Annotated in this window: 17 protein-coding genes; 8 read left to right on the forward strand and 9 right to left on the reverse strand. The window is 65.3% G+C overall.

The window, feature by feature from the left end; all coding sequences use genetic code 11:
* Positions 1 to 2 precede the first annotated feature (2 nt).
* Positions 3 to 857, forward strand: a complete 855-nt coding sequence (locus FOS14_RS05260; RefSeq protein WP_143769217.1) for an NAD(P)-dependent oxidoreductase — start codon at positions 3 to 5, stop codon at positions 855 to 857.
* A gap of 64 nt (positions 858 to 921) precedes the next feature.
* Here the strand turns inward: FOS14_RS05260 and FOS14_RS05265 are convergent, their stop codons facing one another.
* Positions 922 to 1,530 carry a TetR/AcrR family transcriptional regulator gene (locus FOS14_RS05265; protein ID WP_143769218.1) on the reverse strand — a complete coding sequence of 203 codons (609 nt, stop codon included), beginning with the start codon at positions 1,528 to 1,530 and terminating at the stop codon, positions 922 to 924.
* A 220-nt stretch (positions 1,531 to 1,750) separates the two neighbouring features.
* Here FOS14_RS05265 and FOS14_RS05270 point away from each other — a divergent pair, with 220 nt between their 5' ends.
* From FOS14_RS05270 to FOS14_RS05285, 4 genes are all read left to right on the forward strand, one after another.
* Positions 1,751 to 2,650: a phytanoyl-CoA dioxygenase family protein gene (locus FOS14_RS05270; protein ID WP_143769219.1), complete on the forward strand. Its 900-nt coding sequence runs from the start codon at positions 1,751 to 1,753 to the stop codon at positions 2,648 to 2,650.
* Positions 2,651 to 2,670: 20 nt separating this feature from the next.
* A complete protein-coding gene (locus FOS14_RS05275) occupies positions 2,671 to 4,140 on the forward strand; it encodes an MFS transporter (protein ID WP_143769220.1) in 1,470 nt (489 codons plus the stop codon).
* Positions 4,141 to 4,249: 109 nt separating this feature from the next.
* On the forward strand, positions 4,250 to 4,957 hold the full coding sequence (locus FOS14_RS05280; protein ID WP_143769221.1) for a transporter: 708 nt from the start codon (positions 4,250 to 4,252) through the stop codon (positions 4,955 to 4,957).
* A gap of 22 nt (positions 4,958 to 4,979) precedes the next feature.
* Entirely contained in the window at positions 4,980 to 5,678 is a 699-nt protein-coding gene (locus FOS14_RS05285; protein WP_143769222.1) for a hypothetical protein, read from the forward strand.
* A 193-nt stretch (positions 5,679 to 5,871) separates the two neighbouring features.
* On the opposite strand, the gene glnA is transcribed toward FOS14_RS05285, so the two are convergent.
* Positions 5,872 to 7,308: a type I glutamate--ammonia ligase gene (gene glnA, locus FOS14_RS05290; protein WP_143769223.1), complete on the reverse strand. Its 1,437-nt coding sequence runs from the start codon at positions 7,306 to 7,308 to the stop codon at positions 5,872 to 5,874.
* A 250-nt stretch (positions 7,309 to 7,558) separates the two neighbouring features.
* On the opposite strand from glnA, the gene FOS14_RS05295 reads away from it, so the two are divergent.
* Positions 7,559 to 8,023 (forward strand): RDD family protein, encoded by a 465-nt coding sequence (locus tag FOS14_RS05295; protein ID WP_143769224.1) that lies wholly within the window; start codon positions 7,559 to 7,561, stop codon positions 8,021 to 8,023.
* Here the strand turns inward: FOS14_RS05295 and FOS14_RS05300 are convergent.
* The 3 genes from FOS14_RS05300 to FOS14_RS05310 are packed head-to-tail and all read right to left on the reverse strand — an operon-like array spanning position 8,020 to position 11,071.
* Positions 8,020 to 8,760: a DUF4191 domain-containing protein gene (locus FOS14_RS05300; RefSeq protein WP_143769225.1), complete on the reverse strand. Its 741-nt coding sequence runs from the start codon at positions 8,758 to 8,760 to the stop codon at positions 8,020 to 8,022. The two genes, FOS14_RS05295 and FOS14_RS05300, sit on opposite strands and share 4 nt — an antisense overlap.
* Positions 8,761 to 8,793: 33 nt before the next feature.
* On the reverse strand, positions 8,794 to 9,816 hold the full coding sequence (lipA, locus tag FOS14_RS05305) for a lipoyl synthase (protein WP_143769226.1): 1,023 nt from the start codon (positions 9,814 to 9,816) through the stop codon (positions 8,794 to 8,796).
* A 13-nt stretch (positions 9,817 to 9,829) separates the two neighbouring features.
* On the reverse strand, positions 9,830 to 11,071 hold the full coding sequence (locus tag FOS14_RS05310; RefSeq protein WP_143769227.1) for a KasA/KasB family beta-ketoacyl-ACP synthase: 1,242 nt from the start codon (positions 11,069 to 11,071) through the stop codon (positions 9,830 to 9,832).
* Positions 11,072 to 11,111: 40 nt separating this feature from the next.
* Here FOS14_RS05310 and FOS14_RS05315 point away from each other — a divergent pair, with 40 nt between their 5' ends.
* Positions 11,112 to 11,669, forward strand: coding sequence for a TetR/AcrR family transcriptional regulator (locus FOS14_RS05315; RefSeq protein ID WP_143769228.1), 558 nt, complete (start codon positions 11,112 to 11,114; stop codon positions 11,667 to 11,669).
* Here FOS14_RS05315 and lipB read toward each other — a convergent pair.
* The 4 genes from lipB to sucB all read right to left on the reverse strand — a co-directional run bounded on the left by lipB (position 11,647) and on the right by sucB (position 15,707).
* On the reverse strand, positions 11,647 to 12,354 hold the full coding sequence (gene lipB, locus FOS14_RS05320) for a lipoyl(octanoyl) transferase LipB (RefSeq protein WP_143769229.1): 708 nt from the start codon (positions 12,352 to 12,354) through the stop codon (positions 11,647 to 11,649). The genes FOS14_RS05315 and lipB overlap by 23 nt on opposite strands.
* A gap of 116 nt (positions 12,355 to 12,470) precedes the next feature.
* The gene (locus tag FOS14_RS05325) at positions 12,471 to 12,968 is read right to left on the reverse strand and encodes a GNAT family N-acetyltransferase (RefSeq protein ID WP_143769230.1); all 498 of its coding nucleotides are present in this window, start codon (positions 12,966 to 12,968) and stop codon (positions 12,471 to 12,473) included.
* Positions 12,965 to 13,852: a TIGR01777 family oxidoreductase gene (locus tag FOS14_RS05330; protein WP_143769231.1), complete on the reverse strand. Its 888-nt coding sequence runs from the start codon at positions 13,850 to 13,852 to the stop codon at positions 12,965 to 12,967. Before FOS14_RS05330 ends, FOS14_RS05325 begins: the two co-directional genes overlap by 4 nt.
* Positions 13,853 to 13,859: 7 nt before the next feature.
* Positions 13,860 to 15,707: a 2-oxoglutarate dehydrogenase, E2 component, dihydrolipoamide succinyltransferase gene (gene sucB, locus FOS14_RS05335; RefSeq protein WP_143769232.1), complete on the reverse strand. Its 1,848-nt coding sequence runs from the start codon at positions 15,705 to 15,707 to the stop codon at positions 13,860 to 13,862.
* Between the two features lie 280 nt (positions 15,708 to 15,987).
* On the opposite strand from sucB, the gene FOS14_RS05340 reads away from it, so the two are divergent.
* Positions 15,988 to 16,308 (forward strand): oxidoreductase, encoded by a 321-nt coding sequence (locus FOS14_RS05340; RefSeq protein WP_143769233.1) that lies wholly within the window; start codon positions 15,988 to 15,990, stop codon positions 16,306 to 16,308.
* Positions 16,309 to 16,313: the final 5 nt, after the last annotated feature.

The following is a 16,313-nucleotide window of genomic DNA, read 5'->3' on the forward strand; positions in this document are numbered from 1 at the left end:
CCATGACCGAGACATCAGACCGGCCGCTTGCCGGGAGAACACTAATCATGTCGGGCGGCAGTCGCGGGATCGGGCTTGCAATTGCCCTACGCGCCGCTGCGGACGGGGCGAACATCACCCTGATCGCCAAGACCGACCAACCCCATCCGCGGCTGCCGGGCACGATTCACACCGCTGCTGCAGAGTTGGAAGCCGCTGGTGGCCGAGTTCTCAAGTGCATCGGAGACATCCGCGACGACGACGTTGTCGCTGATGCCGTGGCGAGCACTGTCGATCGCTTCGGCGGCATCGACATTGTCGTCAACAACGCGAGCGCGATCGACCTGTCGCCGACCGCGGCGATTGCGATGAAGAAATACGACCTCATGCAGGACATCAACTGCCGCGGCAGCTTCCTGCTGTCGAAACTATCTATTCCCTTTCTGCGTGACTCCGCAAAAGCGGGTCACAACCCGCACATCCTGACCCTGTCCCCGCCACTGAACCTCAACCCCCGCTGGGCGGGCGCGCACTTGGCGTACACGATCGCGAAGTACGGCATGAGCCTGACGACCCTGGGCCTCGCCGAAGAGCTCAGGAACGACGGCATCGGCGTCAACTCCGTGTGGCCGCGAACCATGATTGCCACCGCTGCCGTACGCAACCACCTCGGCGGCGACGCGGTCCTCAACGCCTCGCGCACACCGGACATCTACGCCGACGCTGCCTACCTGATCCTCACCTCGCCCGCCGCGGAGGCGACCGGCAATTTCTACCTCGACGAGGAGGTGCTCGCCGCGCACGGAATCACCGACCTCGACAGCTATCGCGCCGGTGACCCGAGTATCAACCTTGCGCCCGATCTCTTCCTCGACTGAACCATCCCGCCCCTGCCATCCGGCACTGTGACCTTTCCGCGAGCGCGTCACGCTCGTGGAAAGGTCACACCGTTACCGGCGCAGATCCGAGCCGAGCCGCGAGCCAACTCTCGAGCACCGAGGCGACGACGTCCATCTGCGCCATTGCCGCGGACCGATCCCCGTAGGTCAACCAGCTCAGGGCGAAGCCGTCGGACAAGGTGCCGATTATGTAGGCGATCTGATCGATGGTTTCCCGATCGACCGGCTGCTCTGATGCGGCACCTCGAAGCGCATCGCGCACTGTTTCTATGGCTTCGTCATATACCGCGATGCCGCGGTCTTCGTGCTGACGCCGGGCCCAGCTGATCAGCTCCAGGGTTGCAGCCGTGAAGTTGGCGGATTCGAGGTAGCACTGCATGACTCCGCGCAAGAGTTGACCGGCTGTGTCAGCCAATGTGGTGTGTGGATCGCTGTCTTTGACGACATCACTGAACCTGCCGGCGACGAACTTGTAGACGTCGGCGAACAGATCCTCCTTCGAGTCGTAGCAGTAGTGCAGCATCGCCAAGTTCGCCTGGGCATGCTCGGCAATCCGCCGGGTTGTCGCGCCATCAATGCCATAAATCGCGATGACATCGACCGCGGCGTTGATGAAGTCCCGACGCCGTTCTGCGGCGGAGATCCGCGCCACGAGGTCCTCCCGGTGCAAGCGTCCACAAAGTTGGACGATTGATTAAGTCAAGCCAAGGCTAGCAGCCTCGCGCATCTTTGGCACGGCGAGAAACTTAGTCATCTTTCTTAGTCAAACACCTTGATCAGATGACTAACTTCGCACTAGCATATGAGCCGGATCACACAAGCGGCGCCCACTCGGACGACCAGCAAGTTCAGAAAGAAAGAACGGATCTGTCATGACGCAGAACGAACTCACCCGAATCACTCCCGACACACCGGCAGAGGCCGCGGTCGAGGTGATCATGCGGGACGGCGGCGTAATCGTCGAAGGACTCTTCGACGAGGCCACCATCGAAGGCCTCGAGAACGATCTGAATCCCGTGCTGGACGCGGTCGACACCGGCTACGACGAGGTCTTCGCCGGCAACAAGACCAAGCGCGCAAGCGGCCTGTTCGCGCGCACCGAGCACATGGCGACGATCGCGCTGAACCCGTTATACCGGGGCATCGCCGAGCGCATCCTCAACAAGCCGATCAACGTATTCATGGGTGAAGAGCCGGTACCGAACCCGGCAGGTATGCATATCGGCGCGACGATGGCCATCAAGATTGGACCGGGACAGGGCGCGCAACCCCTCCACCGCGACGATTCCGTCTGGTTGTGGCGACACCCCACCTATCAGCGCGAAGCGCGAGTGCAGATCATGGTGGCGGTCAGCGACTTCACCGCAGACAACGGCGGCACCCTCGTGATTCCAGGATCGCACCTTTGGGACGACGAGCGTGCGCCGCGCCTCGAGGAGGCGGTCCCGACAGTAATGAAGGCCGGCTCCGCGGTGATCTGGATTGGCTCCACCTACCACGGTGGCGGGCAGAACATTACGTCCGACCAGTACCGCTTCGGCCTGTCGATGGGCTACGACCTCGCGTTTCTGCGGCCCGAGGAGAACCCCTTCCTCACCTACACCCTCGACCAGATCCGGTCATTCCCCGAAGAGATCCAACGAGCACTCGACTGGACCGCGGAACACTACCTCGGCTGGGTCGAGGTCGGTGGTCAAATGTCCGACCCCATGGAGCTGCTCAGCCGTACGGATTACACGTCCACCGGCGCCGGGCTCCCCAGCCACGTCTGAGCAGGAACCGGAGAAGAACCGTGACCGAGATCCACCAGCGGGCCGCACACGCCCGCCCGGGCAACGCCCGTCCCGCACCCGACAAGGGGACGCTCATCGGCGTCGGCGCGCTGCTGGTCACCTTGACCAACGCAGTCATCTTTGTCCTCCCTCCGCTGCTGCCGGTCATCCAGGCGCAGTACGGCCTCGCCACGGTCGCCCAAACGACGTGGCTGTACACGGCGCTGACCCTGGGCGGGGGAGCAGGGTTCATCCTGCTGCCGCGCCTGGCCGATCTCTACGGCGACCGAAACGCCTCAGTGGCGGCCTCGGCGTTCCTGGCTGTCGGCGCACTCATACCGGCCATCGGTGACTCCTACGCGACCTTGCTGATCGGCTGCATTGTGATGGGCTTCGGTTGCGCCGCGCAGTTGCTTCCGCTCGGATTCCTGCGGCGCAATCTCGGCGAGAGCGGCATCACGGTAGGGGTCGCAGTCCTGGTCATTGCCACCGGCATCGGAATCGTGGCCGGCATGATCGGTGGCGGCTTCATCGTCGAACACCTTTCGCTGCGTAGCTTTTTCATCATCCTCACCGCAGTTGGCGTAATCACGACCGTTGCCTCCTACCTCACAATCCCGCACGCCCCGCCCGCCGAGCGGGCCGGTCGCGTCGGCGCAGTGGGCACCGTGTGGATGATCGCGTGGGTCGCGGCGATCCTGCTCACCCTCACCCAGGGACTCGTCTGGGGCACCGCCGCACTGATTCCGTTGGTGCTCGGCATCGTTGGTGGCATCGCCTGGGTGCGCGTCGAGCGCAAATCGGCCTCGGCTGTGTTCGACGTCGCAATGATGAAGGCACCTTTGGTGACTGCGTCGTGCCTGTGCATCGCGCTGTTCGCAGCGGTGAATGCGGCCTTCCTGCTGCTGCTCAGCACCTACGCCCAGATCATTCCTGCCGAACTGCGTCCCGTAGACGCCTACGGCCTCGGGCTCAGCGCGCTGAAGACCGGCTGGCTCATGGTTCCCTTCGCGGTGACCTTCGTGATCGGCGGCGCCATCGTCGATCGTCCGGTGTCCAACGGCCGCGGTGTGCCCGTCTTCATCGCCGGGGCACTCATCAGCGCAGCAGGGCTGGCGTGGCTCGCCGCGGCGCACGATCAGGCATGGCAATACCTCGTGGGCGCAGCGGTCATGGGTCTGGGATGCAGCATCGGCTACGCAGCCGGTTTCACTATGGTGCAGATGGCAGTGCCCGAGGGGAAGGCCGGGATGGCAGCCGGTGTCGCCGGCACCTTCATGGCCGTAGGTTTCGCCCTCGGCACAGCCGTGATCAGCGGCGACCTGAGCGCCTCGTTGGTTACGGTGCCCGGCAGCAGTCTGCAGGTCGCGGCCAAGAGCCTCTACGGCGTCGGCTACGAGCTCTCGGGAGTACTCGCTCTGCTCGTGGTGGTGACAGTGCTGATTTCACGTCTTCGCCTGCGCCGGCGACTCGGAGGTGTTGCCTCCTGAACCAGCTCATTGCGGGAAAGCGATCCCTCCCAAAGCACATCGACAAACCGCCCCATCGCTTGGCCCTCGGCTCAACACACGGGGGTCCAACTCAAAGGAACCACACATCATGAAGGAAATGCTCTTCATGCTGGCCGATCTCTGGATGATCTTCGCCGGCTTCTTCTACGGATGGAAATTCATCCGCCGTTACAACAACTACCTGTTGGGCCTCGAGTGGATCATCATCGCCACGTCCGGCTCGAATTTCTTGGCCTGGTCACTTCTTGGAGGCGACCCGGGTAGCTTCCTGTACTCCATCGCGTACTTCTTCGATGCTTTCTCACGGTCGGTGGGCATCACCTTGATTCTCGTCATGGGTCTGATGCGCGTGACACACCGGTACAAGCCGACCTTGGCCGTCGACATCGGCGTGTTTGCGCTCGCGACAGCGGCCGGACTCTATCTACAGCAGTTCCGCGGCCACGAACTCCACGTCGGTCCAGCCACGTTCTACGTCATTGTCAACGCGCTCACGACACTGTTCCTGGCCTACTTCGTAGGGCGGCTCTGGAAGATCGGTGCCAAGGGTCTGGCTATCGGCGCGGGACTGGCTACCGCTGCGGCCACTGCCATCGCACTGATGTACGACTTCTTCCCGATCCCCGATGACGACTACCGCACCACCTTCTACATCCTTGCGCTGACCACGTGGGGGTGCCAGCTCTTCGTCTACTTCCACGCCTATCGCGCCCTCCGCAACCACAACGTGGCGGCCGCAGTCGAACCGGCTGGCAACGAACAAACCGTTGCGCACGCCCATGTCCACGAGCACTGACCACAAGACCGCAAGGATCGAAATGAAAACCCTCCACCACGCGGCGCTGATCTCGGCAGCGCTCGCGGTCACCGCTTCCGCCGCAGCGGGAACCGCCACGGCACAGACCGGTCCCGCACCTACGCCGCCGCCGAATTCGATTAGCGTCGAGGTAGTTCCCGGTGTCCACTACACCGCGGATGTGTCCAGCCAATCGGCCTTGTTGCAGACCGCATTCGGATCATTGACCACACGCGGTGGCCAGTTCCAAATCCTCGACAACCAGGACCATCTCGTTGCTGGTACGCCGCTGCCCCGACAGCCGCAAACAGGAGACTGGTCGACAGCGGCACAACCAGAGAGTTCTGTCGCGGCAAGGGTCGCTGCTACACCGGTCCAGTCGCCAAACCCATTGCGTCACAACGTCGATGCAGCCGCCGACTACAACGGCGCCCTCGCAATCGCGGCAACCCAGTTCGGCCTGGCCAGCGGGGTCGGTGCCATGGGCGGCGGACTGGCCGGCCTCGCGGTCGGCTGCCCGATAGGAGCGGTCACCGCCGGGCTCGCGGCGCTACCAACCGGACCAGCTGATCTGGTGATCTCCCCGCTGGGCTGCCTCGTCGGCGCTTCCGTCATGGGCGGCATCGGCGCGATCGTTGGCGGTGCGGCGGTCGGTATTCCGGTCGGAATCGCTAGCGGCGTGCAGGCGTACAACAGCTTGCACGCAGCAGGCGACATCTGACAAAGCCATAGCCCAGGATTCGCCGGGCGGGGGTGCATCGAGTGGTGCCCTCCGTCCGGCGGACCAAGGGGACATGGCCCAAAGCGAAGTCGCGCATCATCTTGACGGCCGTCTGTGGCCAGACGCAGACGAGTCCACCCGCCCGGCAGTGGTTGCCGAACGGGTGGACTCGTCTTTTGGATTGTCGAGCGACTTACACGTCGAAGTAGAGCTCGTACTCGTACGGGTGCGGACGCAGGTTCACCGGCGCGATCTCGTTCTCGCGCTTGAGGGTGATCCAGGTTTCGATCAGGTCCTCGGTGAACACGCCACCCTCGGTGAGGTAGTCGTGGTCCTGCTCGAGGCGGTCGATGACCGACGCGAGGCTGGTCGGGGCCTGCGGGATGTCCTTGGCCTCCTCCGGCGGGAGCTCGTAGAGGTCCTTGTCGACGGGGGCCTGCGGCTCGATCTTGCGCTTGATGCCGTCGAGGCCGGCCATCATCATGGCCGCGAACGCGAGGTACGGGTTACCCGAGGAGTCCGGGGCGCGGAACTCGAGGCGCTTGGCCTTCGGGTTGTTGCCGGTGATCGGGATGCGGACCGCCGCCGAGCGGTTGCGCTGCGAGTACACCAGGTTGATCGGCGCCTCGTAACCCGGAACCAGACGGTGGTAGGAGTTGACGGTCGGGTTGGTGAACGCCAGCAGCGACGGTGCGTGGTGCAGGATGCCGCCGATGTAGTGACGCGCCAGGTCCGACAGGCCCGCGTAGCCGGCCTCGTCGTGGAACAACGGCTGGCCGTCCTTCCACAGCGACTGGTGCACGTGCATGCCGGAGCCGTTGTCACCGAACAGCGGCTTGGGCATGAAGGTGACGGTCTTGCCTTCCTCCCATGCGGTGTTCTTGACGATGTACTTGAACAGCTGCAGGTCGTCGGCAGCGGCAAGCAGGGTGTTGAACTTGTAGTTGATCTCGGCCTGACCGGCGGTGCCGACCTCGTGGTGGCCGCGCTCGAGCTCGAAGCCGGCCTTCTGCAGGTTGGTCGAGATCTTGTCGCGCAGGTCCACGTAGTGGTCGTACGGCGCGACGGGGAAGTAGCCGCCCTTCGGGCGGACCTTGTAGCCGCGGTTCGGGGTGCCGTCGGCGTTGCGCTCGCGGCCGGTGTTCCACCAGCCCGAGACCGAGTCGATCTCGTAGAAGGCGCCGTTCACGTTCGACTCGTAGCGGACCGAGTCGAAGATGTAGAACTCGGCCTCGGGGCCGAAGTAGGCGGTGTCGGCGATGCCCGTGCTGAACAGGTACTCCTCGGCCTTACGGGCGACGTTACGCGGGTCGCGGCTGTAGGCCTCGCGGGTGAACGGGTCGTGCACGAAGCAGTTGATGTTCAGGGTCTTCGCGGCGCGGAACGGGTCGAGTTGGGCGGTGGTGAAGTCCGGCAGCAGGAGCATGTCCGACTCGTGGATCGACTGGAAGCCGCGCACCGACGAACCGTCGAACGCGAGACCGGCCTCGATCAGGTCGTCGTCGAACGATTTGGCGGGGATGGAGAAGTGCTGCTGCACACCCGGCAGGTCGCTGAACCGAACATCGACATACTCGACGTCCTCCTCGGCGATGTATTTGATGACCTCTTCGGCCGTGCTGAACGCCACGCTTTAGCTCCTAACGGTTCTTTCTCAACCTGTGTCGAATGCCCAGCCAGTGTCGATAGCGGCGGGTTGTCGCGCCCGACGGTATGGATCCGGTGTTGCCCCGTGGTCAAGGCTGTGTTTCGGCAGTGTTACACGTATCAACTTCGTGCCCGCCGCGGCCGCGTGCGAGCGGCCCCTATCCTGCCACTGCGCGCGGGCGAAGTGGTTGGCGGCCTGCACTTACGCGGCGCGTCCGACATATTGTGGAGTAATGGCACGCATCACCGGTTCCTGGCTTTCTGGCCCTTCAGCGGCGCTCCCGCAGCCTGACGACAAGTATCCGGGGGAGCTGCTGGGTCTGCCGGAGAACGGGCGCGGTTCGCTCGCGTCGACCGGTCGGCGGTTGATCGCGCTCGCGCTCGACTGGTTCATGGCGTTGGGTATCGCGCTGCTGATCGGCGCGACCGATGTAATGAGCGGGCACGGTTCATTCGTGCCATTGCTGGTGTGGGGGATCGTTGGCGCCGTCTCGGTGGCGTTGTTCTCGTTTACGCCGGGGCAGTACTTCACCGGAGTGCAAGTAGCGAGTGTCGCCGGTCCCGCCCGCGTCGGTATCGGTCGATCCTTGGCCCGAGTCGTGTTGATAACGCTGGTGATTCCGGTGTTTTTCACCGACCACGACGGGCGCGGGATGCAGGACCGGGCGACGGGGACCGCGGTTGTCCGCAGTCGCTAGCGGCGCTTGATCGTGCGCTGCACGCTGCGCATCTTCGCGCCGGCCGGAATCGGGCCCTTGGGCATGGCGGGGCCGCCGCGGATGCCGAGCGCCGACAGCCGCGACTCGATCGAGTCCATTCGCTTTTGGTCGATGTTGCGCGGCAGTTTCGTGAGGTGCTTCTGAAGGCCTTTGAGCGGGATCTGGCCTTCGTCGTTGCCGACGATAATGTCGTAAATAGGGGTGTCGCCGACCAGTCGCGCGGTCTTCTTCTTCTCCTGCGCCAGCAGCGATTTGATGCGCTGCGGCGCGCCCTCGGCGACGAGAATGACACCCGGTCGGCCGATGACCCGGTGCACTGCATCCATCTGGGTGGTGCCGGCGACCGCCTTGGTGACCCGCCATGGGCCCTGCATGTTTTCCAGCACCCAGGCGGCGGCGCCGGGCTGGCCTTCCGCTTTGCCGAAGACGTTGCTCTGGACCCGGCGACCGAAGATGACGAACGCGAGCAGGATGCCGAGCAGGATGCCGATCGGCAGCAGGAACGTGAGCATGTCGAAGATCAGTCCGAGCACCAGGAAGATGACGATCGCGCCGACAAGGGCGCCGATCATCAAGGGCAGCAGCAGCTTGTCTTCCTTGCGCTGCATGTTGAACGCTTGCCACAGCTGCTTGCGGCGGTCCCGCGAGGCCTGCTTCTTGGCGGCTTTCGCCGCCGCCTTCGCCTCTTTGGACTGCGCGCTGTTCCCCTTAGCCATGTCCGCAAGGATAGTGCGATTACCGCGCGGGCATTACCGCGCAGCCATGCGGGCGAGCACCGAACTCGCCTCCTGTGCGGCGGTGCCCTCGGCAGCGAGGTGGCGCAACTGCTCCGGGAGTTCGCGTCCGTGGTGCAGCATCGCCTGCGCGTAGAGCCGGCCGGCGCGGTACGAGGAGCGAACCAGCGGTCCGGCCATGACGCCGGCGAAACCGAGTTCGGACGCGACGCGGGAGTGCTCGACGAATTCTTCCGGCTTCACCCAGCGATCCACCGGGTGGTGACGTGGTGACGGCCGCAGGTACTGGGTGATGGTCAGTAGGTCGCAGCCAGCGTGGTGCAAGTCGCGCATCGCGGCCGTGACCTCGTCGGGCGTCTCGCCCATGCCGAGGATCAAATTCGACTTGGTCACCAGTCCGGCGTCGCGGGCGGCGGTGATCACCTCGAGCGAGCGGTCGTAGCGAAACGCCGGACGAATGCGCCGGAACACCCGCGGCACGGTCTCCAAGTTGTGTGCGAGCACCTCTGGTCGTGACGAGAAGACCTCGGCGAGCTGCTCCGGGCGGGCGTTGAAGTCCGGGATGAGCAACTCGACGCCGGTTGCGGGGTTGAGCCGCTTGATGGCGCGCACGGTCTCTGCATAGAGCCAGGCTCCGCCGTCGGCCAGGTCGTCGCGGGCCACGCCCGTGATGGTCGAGTACCGCAGGCCCATGTGCTGCACGCTCTCGGCGACCCGGTTGGGCTCGTCGCGGTCGAGCGGGGCCGGCTTGCCGGTGTCGATCTGGCAGAAGTCGCATCGACGGGTGCACTGTTCGCCGCCGATGAGGAAGGTCGCCTCGCGGTCTTCCCAGCACTCGTAGATGTTGGGGCAGCCCGCCTCCTCGCAGACGGTGTGCAGGCTTGCGTGCTTTACGAGCCCCTTGAGTTCGGTGTATTCCGGGCCCATCTTGGCGCGCGTACGGATCCAGCTCGGCTTGCGCTCGATCGGGGTTTCGGCGTTGCGCGCCTCGATCCGCAGCAGCTTGCGTCCGTCGGGTTGTGCAGGGGCCGCAGTCACAACTCGATGCTACTCATGCCCGGGAGATCGCCAGCGCCACGTTGTGCCCACCGAATCCGAAGGAGTTGTTCAGCGCGTAGTCGACCGTTTGCTGCCTCGGCGTGCTGACGATGTCGAGATTGATCGCCGGGTCCTGGTTGTCGAGGTTGAGCGTCGGCGGCACGGTCTGCTCGCGAACGGTCAGGACGGTCAGAATCGTCTCCAGCGCACCGACCGCCCCGATCGAGTGTCCGAGCGCCGACTTGGGCGCGTATACAGCGGCATTCGGGGTGACCGCGGCGATCGCCCTGGCCTCGGCGAGGTCGCCGATCGGTGTCGAGGTGGCATGCGCATTGACGTGGGTGATGTCGGACGCGGTGAGGCCCGCCGTCTGAATCGCCTTGCGCATCGCCCGGGCGGCGCCGACGCCTTCCGGGTCGGGCGGGACCATGCTGTAAGCGTCAGAGGTGATGCCCGCACCGAGGATCCGAGCGTGGATCCGGGCACCGCGGGCGCGGGCGTGGCTTTCGGTTTCCAAAACCAGCAGTGCGCCCGCTTCGCCGAAAACGAAGCCGTCGCGGTCGGTGTCGAAGGGACGCGACGCCCGGGCCGGCTCGTCGTTGCGGGTACTCATCGCCCGCATCATGGCGAAGCTCGCGATCGGCACCGCGTCGATGTGGCCCTCCACCCCGCCGGCGACCACCACGTCGGCCTCGCCGGTGGAGATGAGCCGCCACGCGTGGGCGATGGCCTCCGAGCCCGATGAGCATGCCGACACCGGCGCGAAAACGCCCGCCTTGGCGCCGAGTTCGACGCCGACCGCGGCCGCCGGCCCGTTGGGCATCACCATCGGCACGGCCATGGGGGAGACCCGCCGGTACCCGCCTTGGCGCATCGCATCCACCGCCGCGACCAGCGCGTCGCCGCCGCCCAGGCCGGTGCCGATCGCCACGGCGAGTCGTTCGCCATCGACCTCTGGAGCGCCTGCGTTCGACCAGACCTGTCGGCCGAGAACCAGCGCCATCTGCTCGACGAAGGACAGCCGGCGCTGCTCGACGCGGGTCAGATCCTCGCCCGGGTGGCGGACCAGCTTTCCGCCGATGCGCACCGGGAGGTCGAACTGGTCGATGAAATCGGCTGTCAGAGTAGTGATCCCGGTCTCGCCACGGAGCAGTGCCGCCCAGGTGTCCTCGGCATTGTCGGCGAGCGATGTCGTCGCGGCGAAGCCGGTGACCACCACCCGGCGATCAATTCTTGAAGCGGTCGTTACAGTCACCGTTTCAGGAATACCTGTAACACCCGCTACAGTCAAGCTCGTGGCCAGAACGCTCGATCACGCCAAACGCGCCGAACTGCTCGCCGACGTGGTCACCTACATCAGCGAGCACGGTCTGGCCAACCTGTCCCTGCGGCCGCTCGCCGCCGCACTCGGCACGAGTTCTCGGATGCTGATCTATTACTTCGGCACCAAGGAGGAGATGCTGGTGCAGGCGCTGACCTCGCACCGTCCGGACATTGCCGCGGTGTTCGCCGACGTGTCAGACACCGCGGGATTGCGCCAGCGACTCATCGAATTCTCTGCGGAAAATCAGGCGGGTACCAGCGCCACCAGCGTGAAGGTGCTTTTGCAGGTGCTCGGCGCGGCGTGTGCGCCCAACAGTCCCTACGCCCAATATGCGAACGCGGCGATCGAGACCTTCGTGGCCAGCTTGAGTGCGGCGCTGCGGCGGATCGAGGGCATCGATGACCCGGAAGCGGTTGCCACCCTGTTGATTTCGGGCTTACGCGGGGTGTTGCAAGACCGGTTCATCACCGGCGACGTCGAGCGCACCGAGCGTGCGGCCCGGTTGCTCATAGCGCAGACGCTGCCCTGACCTCATGTGGCTGAACCGGCAGCGAGCCGTTCAACGCCGCACAGACCGCGTTGGTGGTGGCGGCCAGGACGTCGGCGACCGTGACCTCGCGGCCGAGTTCGGCCGTCAGCGACGTGACGCCCGCGTCCGCGATACCGCACGGCACTATTGCGTTGAACGCGCCGAGCTTGGAATTGCAGTTGAGCGCGAAGCCGTGCAGAGTGACGCCGCGCTGGACCCGCACGCCGATCGCGGCGATCTTGCGCTCCGGCCGCCAATCCGACGCTGGCAACCACACGCCCGACCGGCCCTCGACCCGGCCGCAGTCGAGTCCGTAGCCAGTGCACACCGAGATGAGCGCTTCCTCTAGGCGCCGAACGTATTTCACCACGTCGACGGGCTCGGCCAGCTTCACGATGGGATAGCCGACCAGCTGTCCGGGCCCGTGCCAAGTGATCTTGCCGCCGCGGTCGACATCGATCACGGGAGTGCCGTCGATCGGGCGTTCCTCGGGCGCGGTACGTCGGCCGGCCGTGTACACCGACGGGTGTTCGAGCAGCAGCAGGGTGTCGCTGCCGCGGCCTTCGGCGCGCTCGTCGGCGATCTGGCGCTGCAGTTCCCAGGCCCGCATGTAGTCGATTTCGCCGAGCCACTCGACCTTTATAGGTTCGGTGTCGAAGCGGGCCGAGATCTGCGCGAAAGCCATAGTTGCAGGGTAATCCGTACCTGAGGCAGCTGTACTGGGCGTCCATTGTTGACCGCCGGGGCGCATGATTCCGCGGCTGCGGGCACACGAATGGACAACGAGTGCACCGGACTCGGCTACAACTGCAGCTGCATCAGCGTCAGATCAAGCCAGCGGTCGAATTTGCGCCCGACCTCCGGCAACTGGCCGACTATCCGGAACCCGAACCGCTCGTGCAGCGCGATCGAGCCGTGATTGCTCGACTCGATGCCAGCGACCAGCGCGTGAATCCCGGATTCGCTTGCGTGCGCTATCAATTCGGCCAGCAGCAACGAGGCGATGCCGCGCCGGTGAAACCCGTCGGCGATGTACACGGAGTTCTCCGCGGTGTGCCGGTACCCGGACTTCGGCCGCCAGGGCCCGTAGCTGGCGTACCCGACCACCTGATCGTCGACGACGGCGACGAACACCGGAAATCCGGCTGCCCGCCGCTGTGCCAGCCACGCCTCACGTTCGGCCAGGTCAACCGTTTCGGTGTCCCAGATCGCCGTCGACGACGTGATGGCGACGTTGTGGATGCGCAGGATCGCGGGCAGATCTTCCGGTTCGGCATCGCGGACGAGGACGTCGCTCAACCGAGCGCCGCCTGCACGGCCGCACCGATCGTGTTGTGTTGGAAGCGATATCCGGCAGACTCGAGCACCGCCGGAATCGCGCGCGGACCGGTCAACAGCACCTCGTCGGCGAGTTCGCCGACGGCAGCGCGCAGCGCGAACTTCGGCAGCACCCACGGCGCCGGGCGGTGCACTCCGCGGGCCAGCGCCCGGTTGAATTCCGCCTGCGTCACCGGGGCCGGACCAACGGCGTTGACCGGGCCCGACACCTCCGGGTTGGTCAACAAGAAGGTGATCGCACCAATTTCATCCGCCAGGGAGATCCAGGGAAAGTACTGGCGGCCGCTTCCCATTCGAGCCCCGAGACCCAGCAGGTAGGGCAGCCGCATCTTGCCCATCGCCCCGCCGTGCGGGGCGAGTACCGATGCGCTGCGCAGCAACACCGTTCGGGTCCCGGCCGCACGAGCGGGCGCGGTCGCGGCTTCCCAATCCACACACAACGTCGGCAGGAAGCCGGTTCCGGCCGGTGCGTGCTCGTCCACGACGCGGCCATTGGTGTCACCGTAGATATGAACCCCGCTGGCGTTGATCAGCACCGGCACTCCGGCCGCGCCGACGGCAGTCGCGAGCACGTCGGTCGAGTTGATCCGGCTGTCGCGGAGTTCCTGTTTGAAGGCGCCTGTCCAGCGTCGGTGCTCGATCGCCGAGCCGCAGAGGTTGACCACCGCGTCCGCGCCGGTGAGGGCGCCGTCGTCGATGGTTGCGTTCTCCGGGTCCCACTCGAACTCGTCCGGACCGGCGACACGACGCCGCACCAACCGTGCGACGTCGTGCCCATCGCGCCGTAACGACGCGACCAAAGCCGTCCCGATCAAGCCGGAGGACCCGGCGATCACGACCCTCATCGTGGCGCTACAGCCCCAAGTCGGGCTCGAACGCGGCCTCTTCGAGGCGATGGCGAATGGTGGTGAGGAAGCGTCCGGCATCCGCGCCGTCGATGAGCCGGTGATCGTAGGTCAGCGGCAGGTAGCACATCGACCGGATACCGATCAGCTCGTTGCCGACCGAATCGGTGATCACCACCGGTCGCTTCACGATCGCTCCGGTACCGAGCATCGCCGCCTGTGGCGGCACCAGGATCGGGGTGTCGAACAGGGCGCCCTGGCTGCCGATATTGGTGATGGTGAATGTGCCGCCGGCCAGTTCGTCAGGCTTGAGCCCACCCACGCCCTTGCGGGCCCGGTTGGCGATGTCCGCGATCGCCCGCGCCAGCCCCGCTAGCGACAGGTCTCCAGCGTTGTGGATGACCGGCGACAGCAGGCCCTGCTCGGTGTCCACCGCGATGCCGAGGTGCACGGCCGCGTGGTAGGTGATCTCCTTCGCGTCTTCGTCGTAGGAGGCGTTGATGTTCGGATGCGTGCCCAGCGCCTCGACCACCGCCTTGGCGAAGAACGGCAGATAGGTGAGGTTGACACCCTCGCGCTCGGCGAACGCAGCCTTCGCGCGGTTGCGCAGCTGCGCGATCTTGGTGACATCCACCTCGTGCGTTTGCGTGAGCTGCGCGGTGGTCTGCAGCGACTCGCGGGTCTTCGCCGCGGTGATCTGCCGAATCCGGTTGGCCTTCTGCGTTGTTCCGCGCAGATGCGCGAGCTCGGGACGCACACCGGCCGGTGCGGCCTTGGCTGCGGCGGGTGCCGGGGCCTCACCGCCGCTCGGCGCGGCCGCGGCGGGCTTCTCTTCCGGAGCCTTCTTGGCCTCGGCGGCGGCGAGCACGTCCTGCTTGCGGATGCGTCCGCCGACGCCGGACCCGGTCAGCGATGACAGATCGACGTCGTTCTCCGCGGCGAGCTTGCGCACGAGCGGGGTCACATAGGGGGTGCCGCCGCCGTCGCCCTGTTCTTTTTCCTGCGGCTTGGGCTGCGGCTTTGATTCCGCCTTTGGCTCCGGCTTGGGTTCTTCCTTCGGTTCTTCCTTGGGTTCCGGCTTGGCCTGTTGCTTGGGCTGTTCTTCGGGTTCTTCTTTCGGCTCCGGCTTGGCCTCTTCCTTCGGCTCTTCTTTCGGCTCGTCCTTGGCCTGCGGCTCCGGTTCCTTCTTTTCGCCCTTCGGCTTGCCGCTGCCGATGATCGCCAGCCGGCCGCCGACCTCCACCACGTCGTCTTCTTCGGCGATGATCTCGAGCAGTGTGCCCGCGACCGGAGACGGAATCTCGGTGTCGACCTTGTCGGTGGAAACCTCGAGTAGCGCCTCGTCGGCGGCGACCTCGTCGCCCACGGACTTCAGCCAGCGGGTGACCGTGCCCTCGGTGACCGACTCGCCGAGTTCCGGCATCGTCACCGGCGTGCCTTCGCCGGAGCCGGAGTCATCCGATTCCGAGGAGGTCGGTTCTGGCTCTTTCTCTTGCTCTTTCTCTTGCTCGCCGCCGGACGATTCTTCTTCCTCGTCCTCCTGCTTCGGCTGCTCTTCTTGCTTCTCGTCCGAGCCGGAGCTGTCGGATGACGACTCGTCCGATCCGCCGCCCTCACCCTTTTCACCGATCTGGGCGAGCTCGCCGCCAACCTCGACGACGTCATCCTCCTGGGCGACGATTTTGGTGAGAACGCCCGCGGCCGGGGAAGGAATCTCGGTGTCGACCTTGTCCGTGGAGACTTCGAGCAACGGCTCGTCGACTTCGACCGAATCTCCTTCCTGCTTGAGCCAGCGGGTCACCGTGCCCTCGGTAACGCTCTCCCCGAGAGCTGGCATCTGGACGGAGAAGGCCATGTCTGTTGACTCCTCGAACGGTTGGTTGAGCTTGTCTAGTTGTATCGACTTGTGGTCGGCGGCACCCCACGAATCGCGCGTCGAAATCCGGGCGAACCTTGCCAAAGCAGCTGTCAACTCATTCTGCTTGTAGGCCGCGCTTTAGGTGGGTGTTGCGCTGATCTTCATCCTTGCACTTGATCGCGCGGGCCCGCCTAGCGACCCGAGCCGCATGTCGTTGCCAGATTTCTCTTAGCCATCGTTGGCAGGATGGTTCTGGGCAAGACACAGGAGGTTGCCGATGGGTCTGTTCGATCGGTGGAGTCGCGGTACGGCGACTGCCGGCGACGAGGTGCGCAGTTACCTGACGACGTGGACGCGCTCGCGGACCGGGGTGGAGGCCTTTGTGGAGCCGAAGACGACGGTCACCGACGTCACCGTCGTGCTCGTCGCTGCCGACGGTGAATGGACCCGCAGAGTCGTAGGCGAACGCGGGGCCCGGCGGCTCGCGCGCGACCTGCAGATACCCGTCTATGACGTTCGCAAGACGGGCTACCCGCAGCGGATGCGGGACCACGATGAACGCCAACGCATCCTGCGCAGACGCGAGCGTGGTGCGTAACTGTC

Source organism: Skermania sp. ID1734 (assembly GCF_007489285.1).
GTDB lineage: Bacteria > Actinomycetota > Actinomycetes > Mycobacteriales > Mycobacteriaceae > ID1734.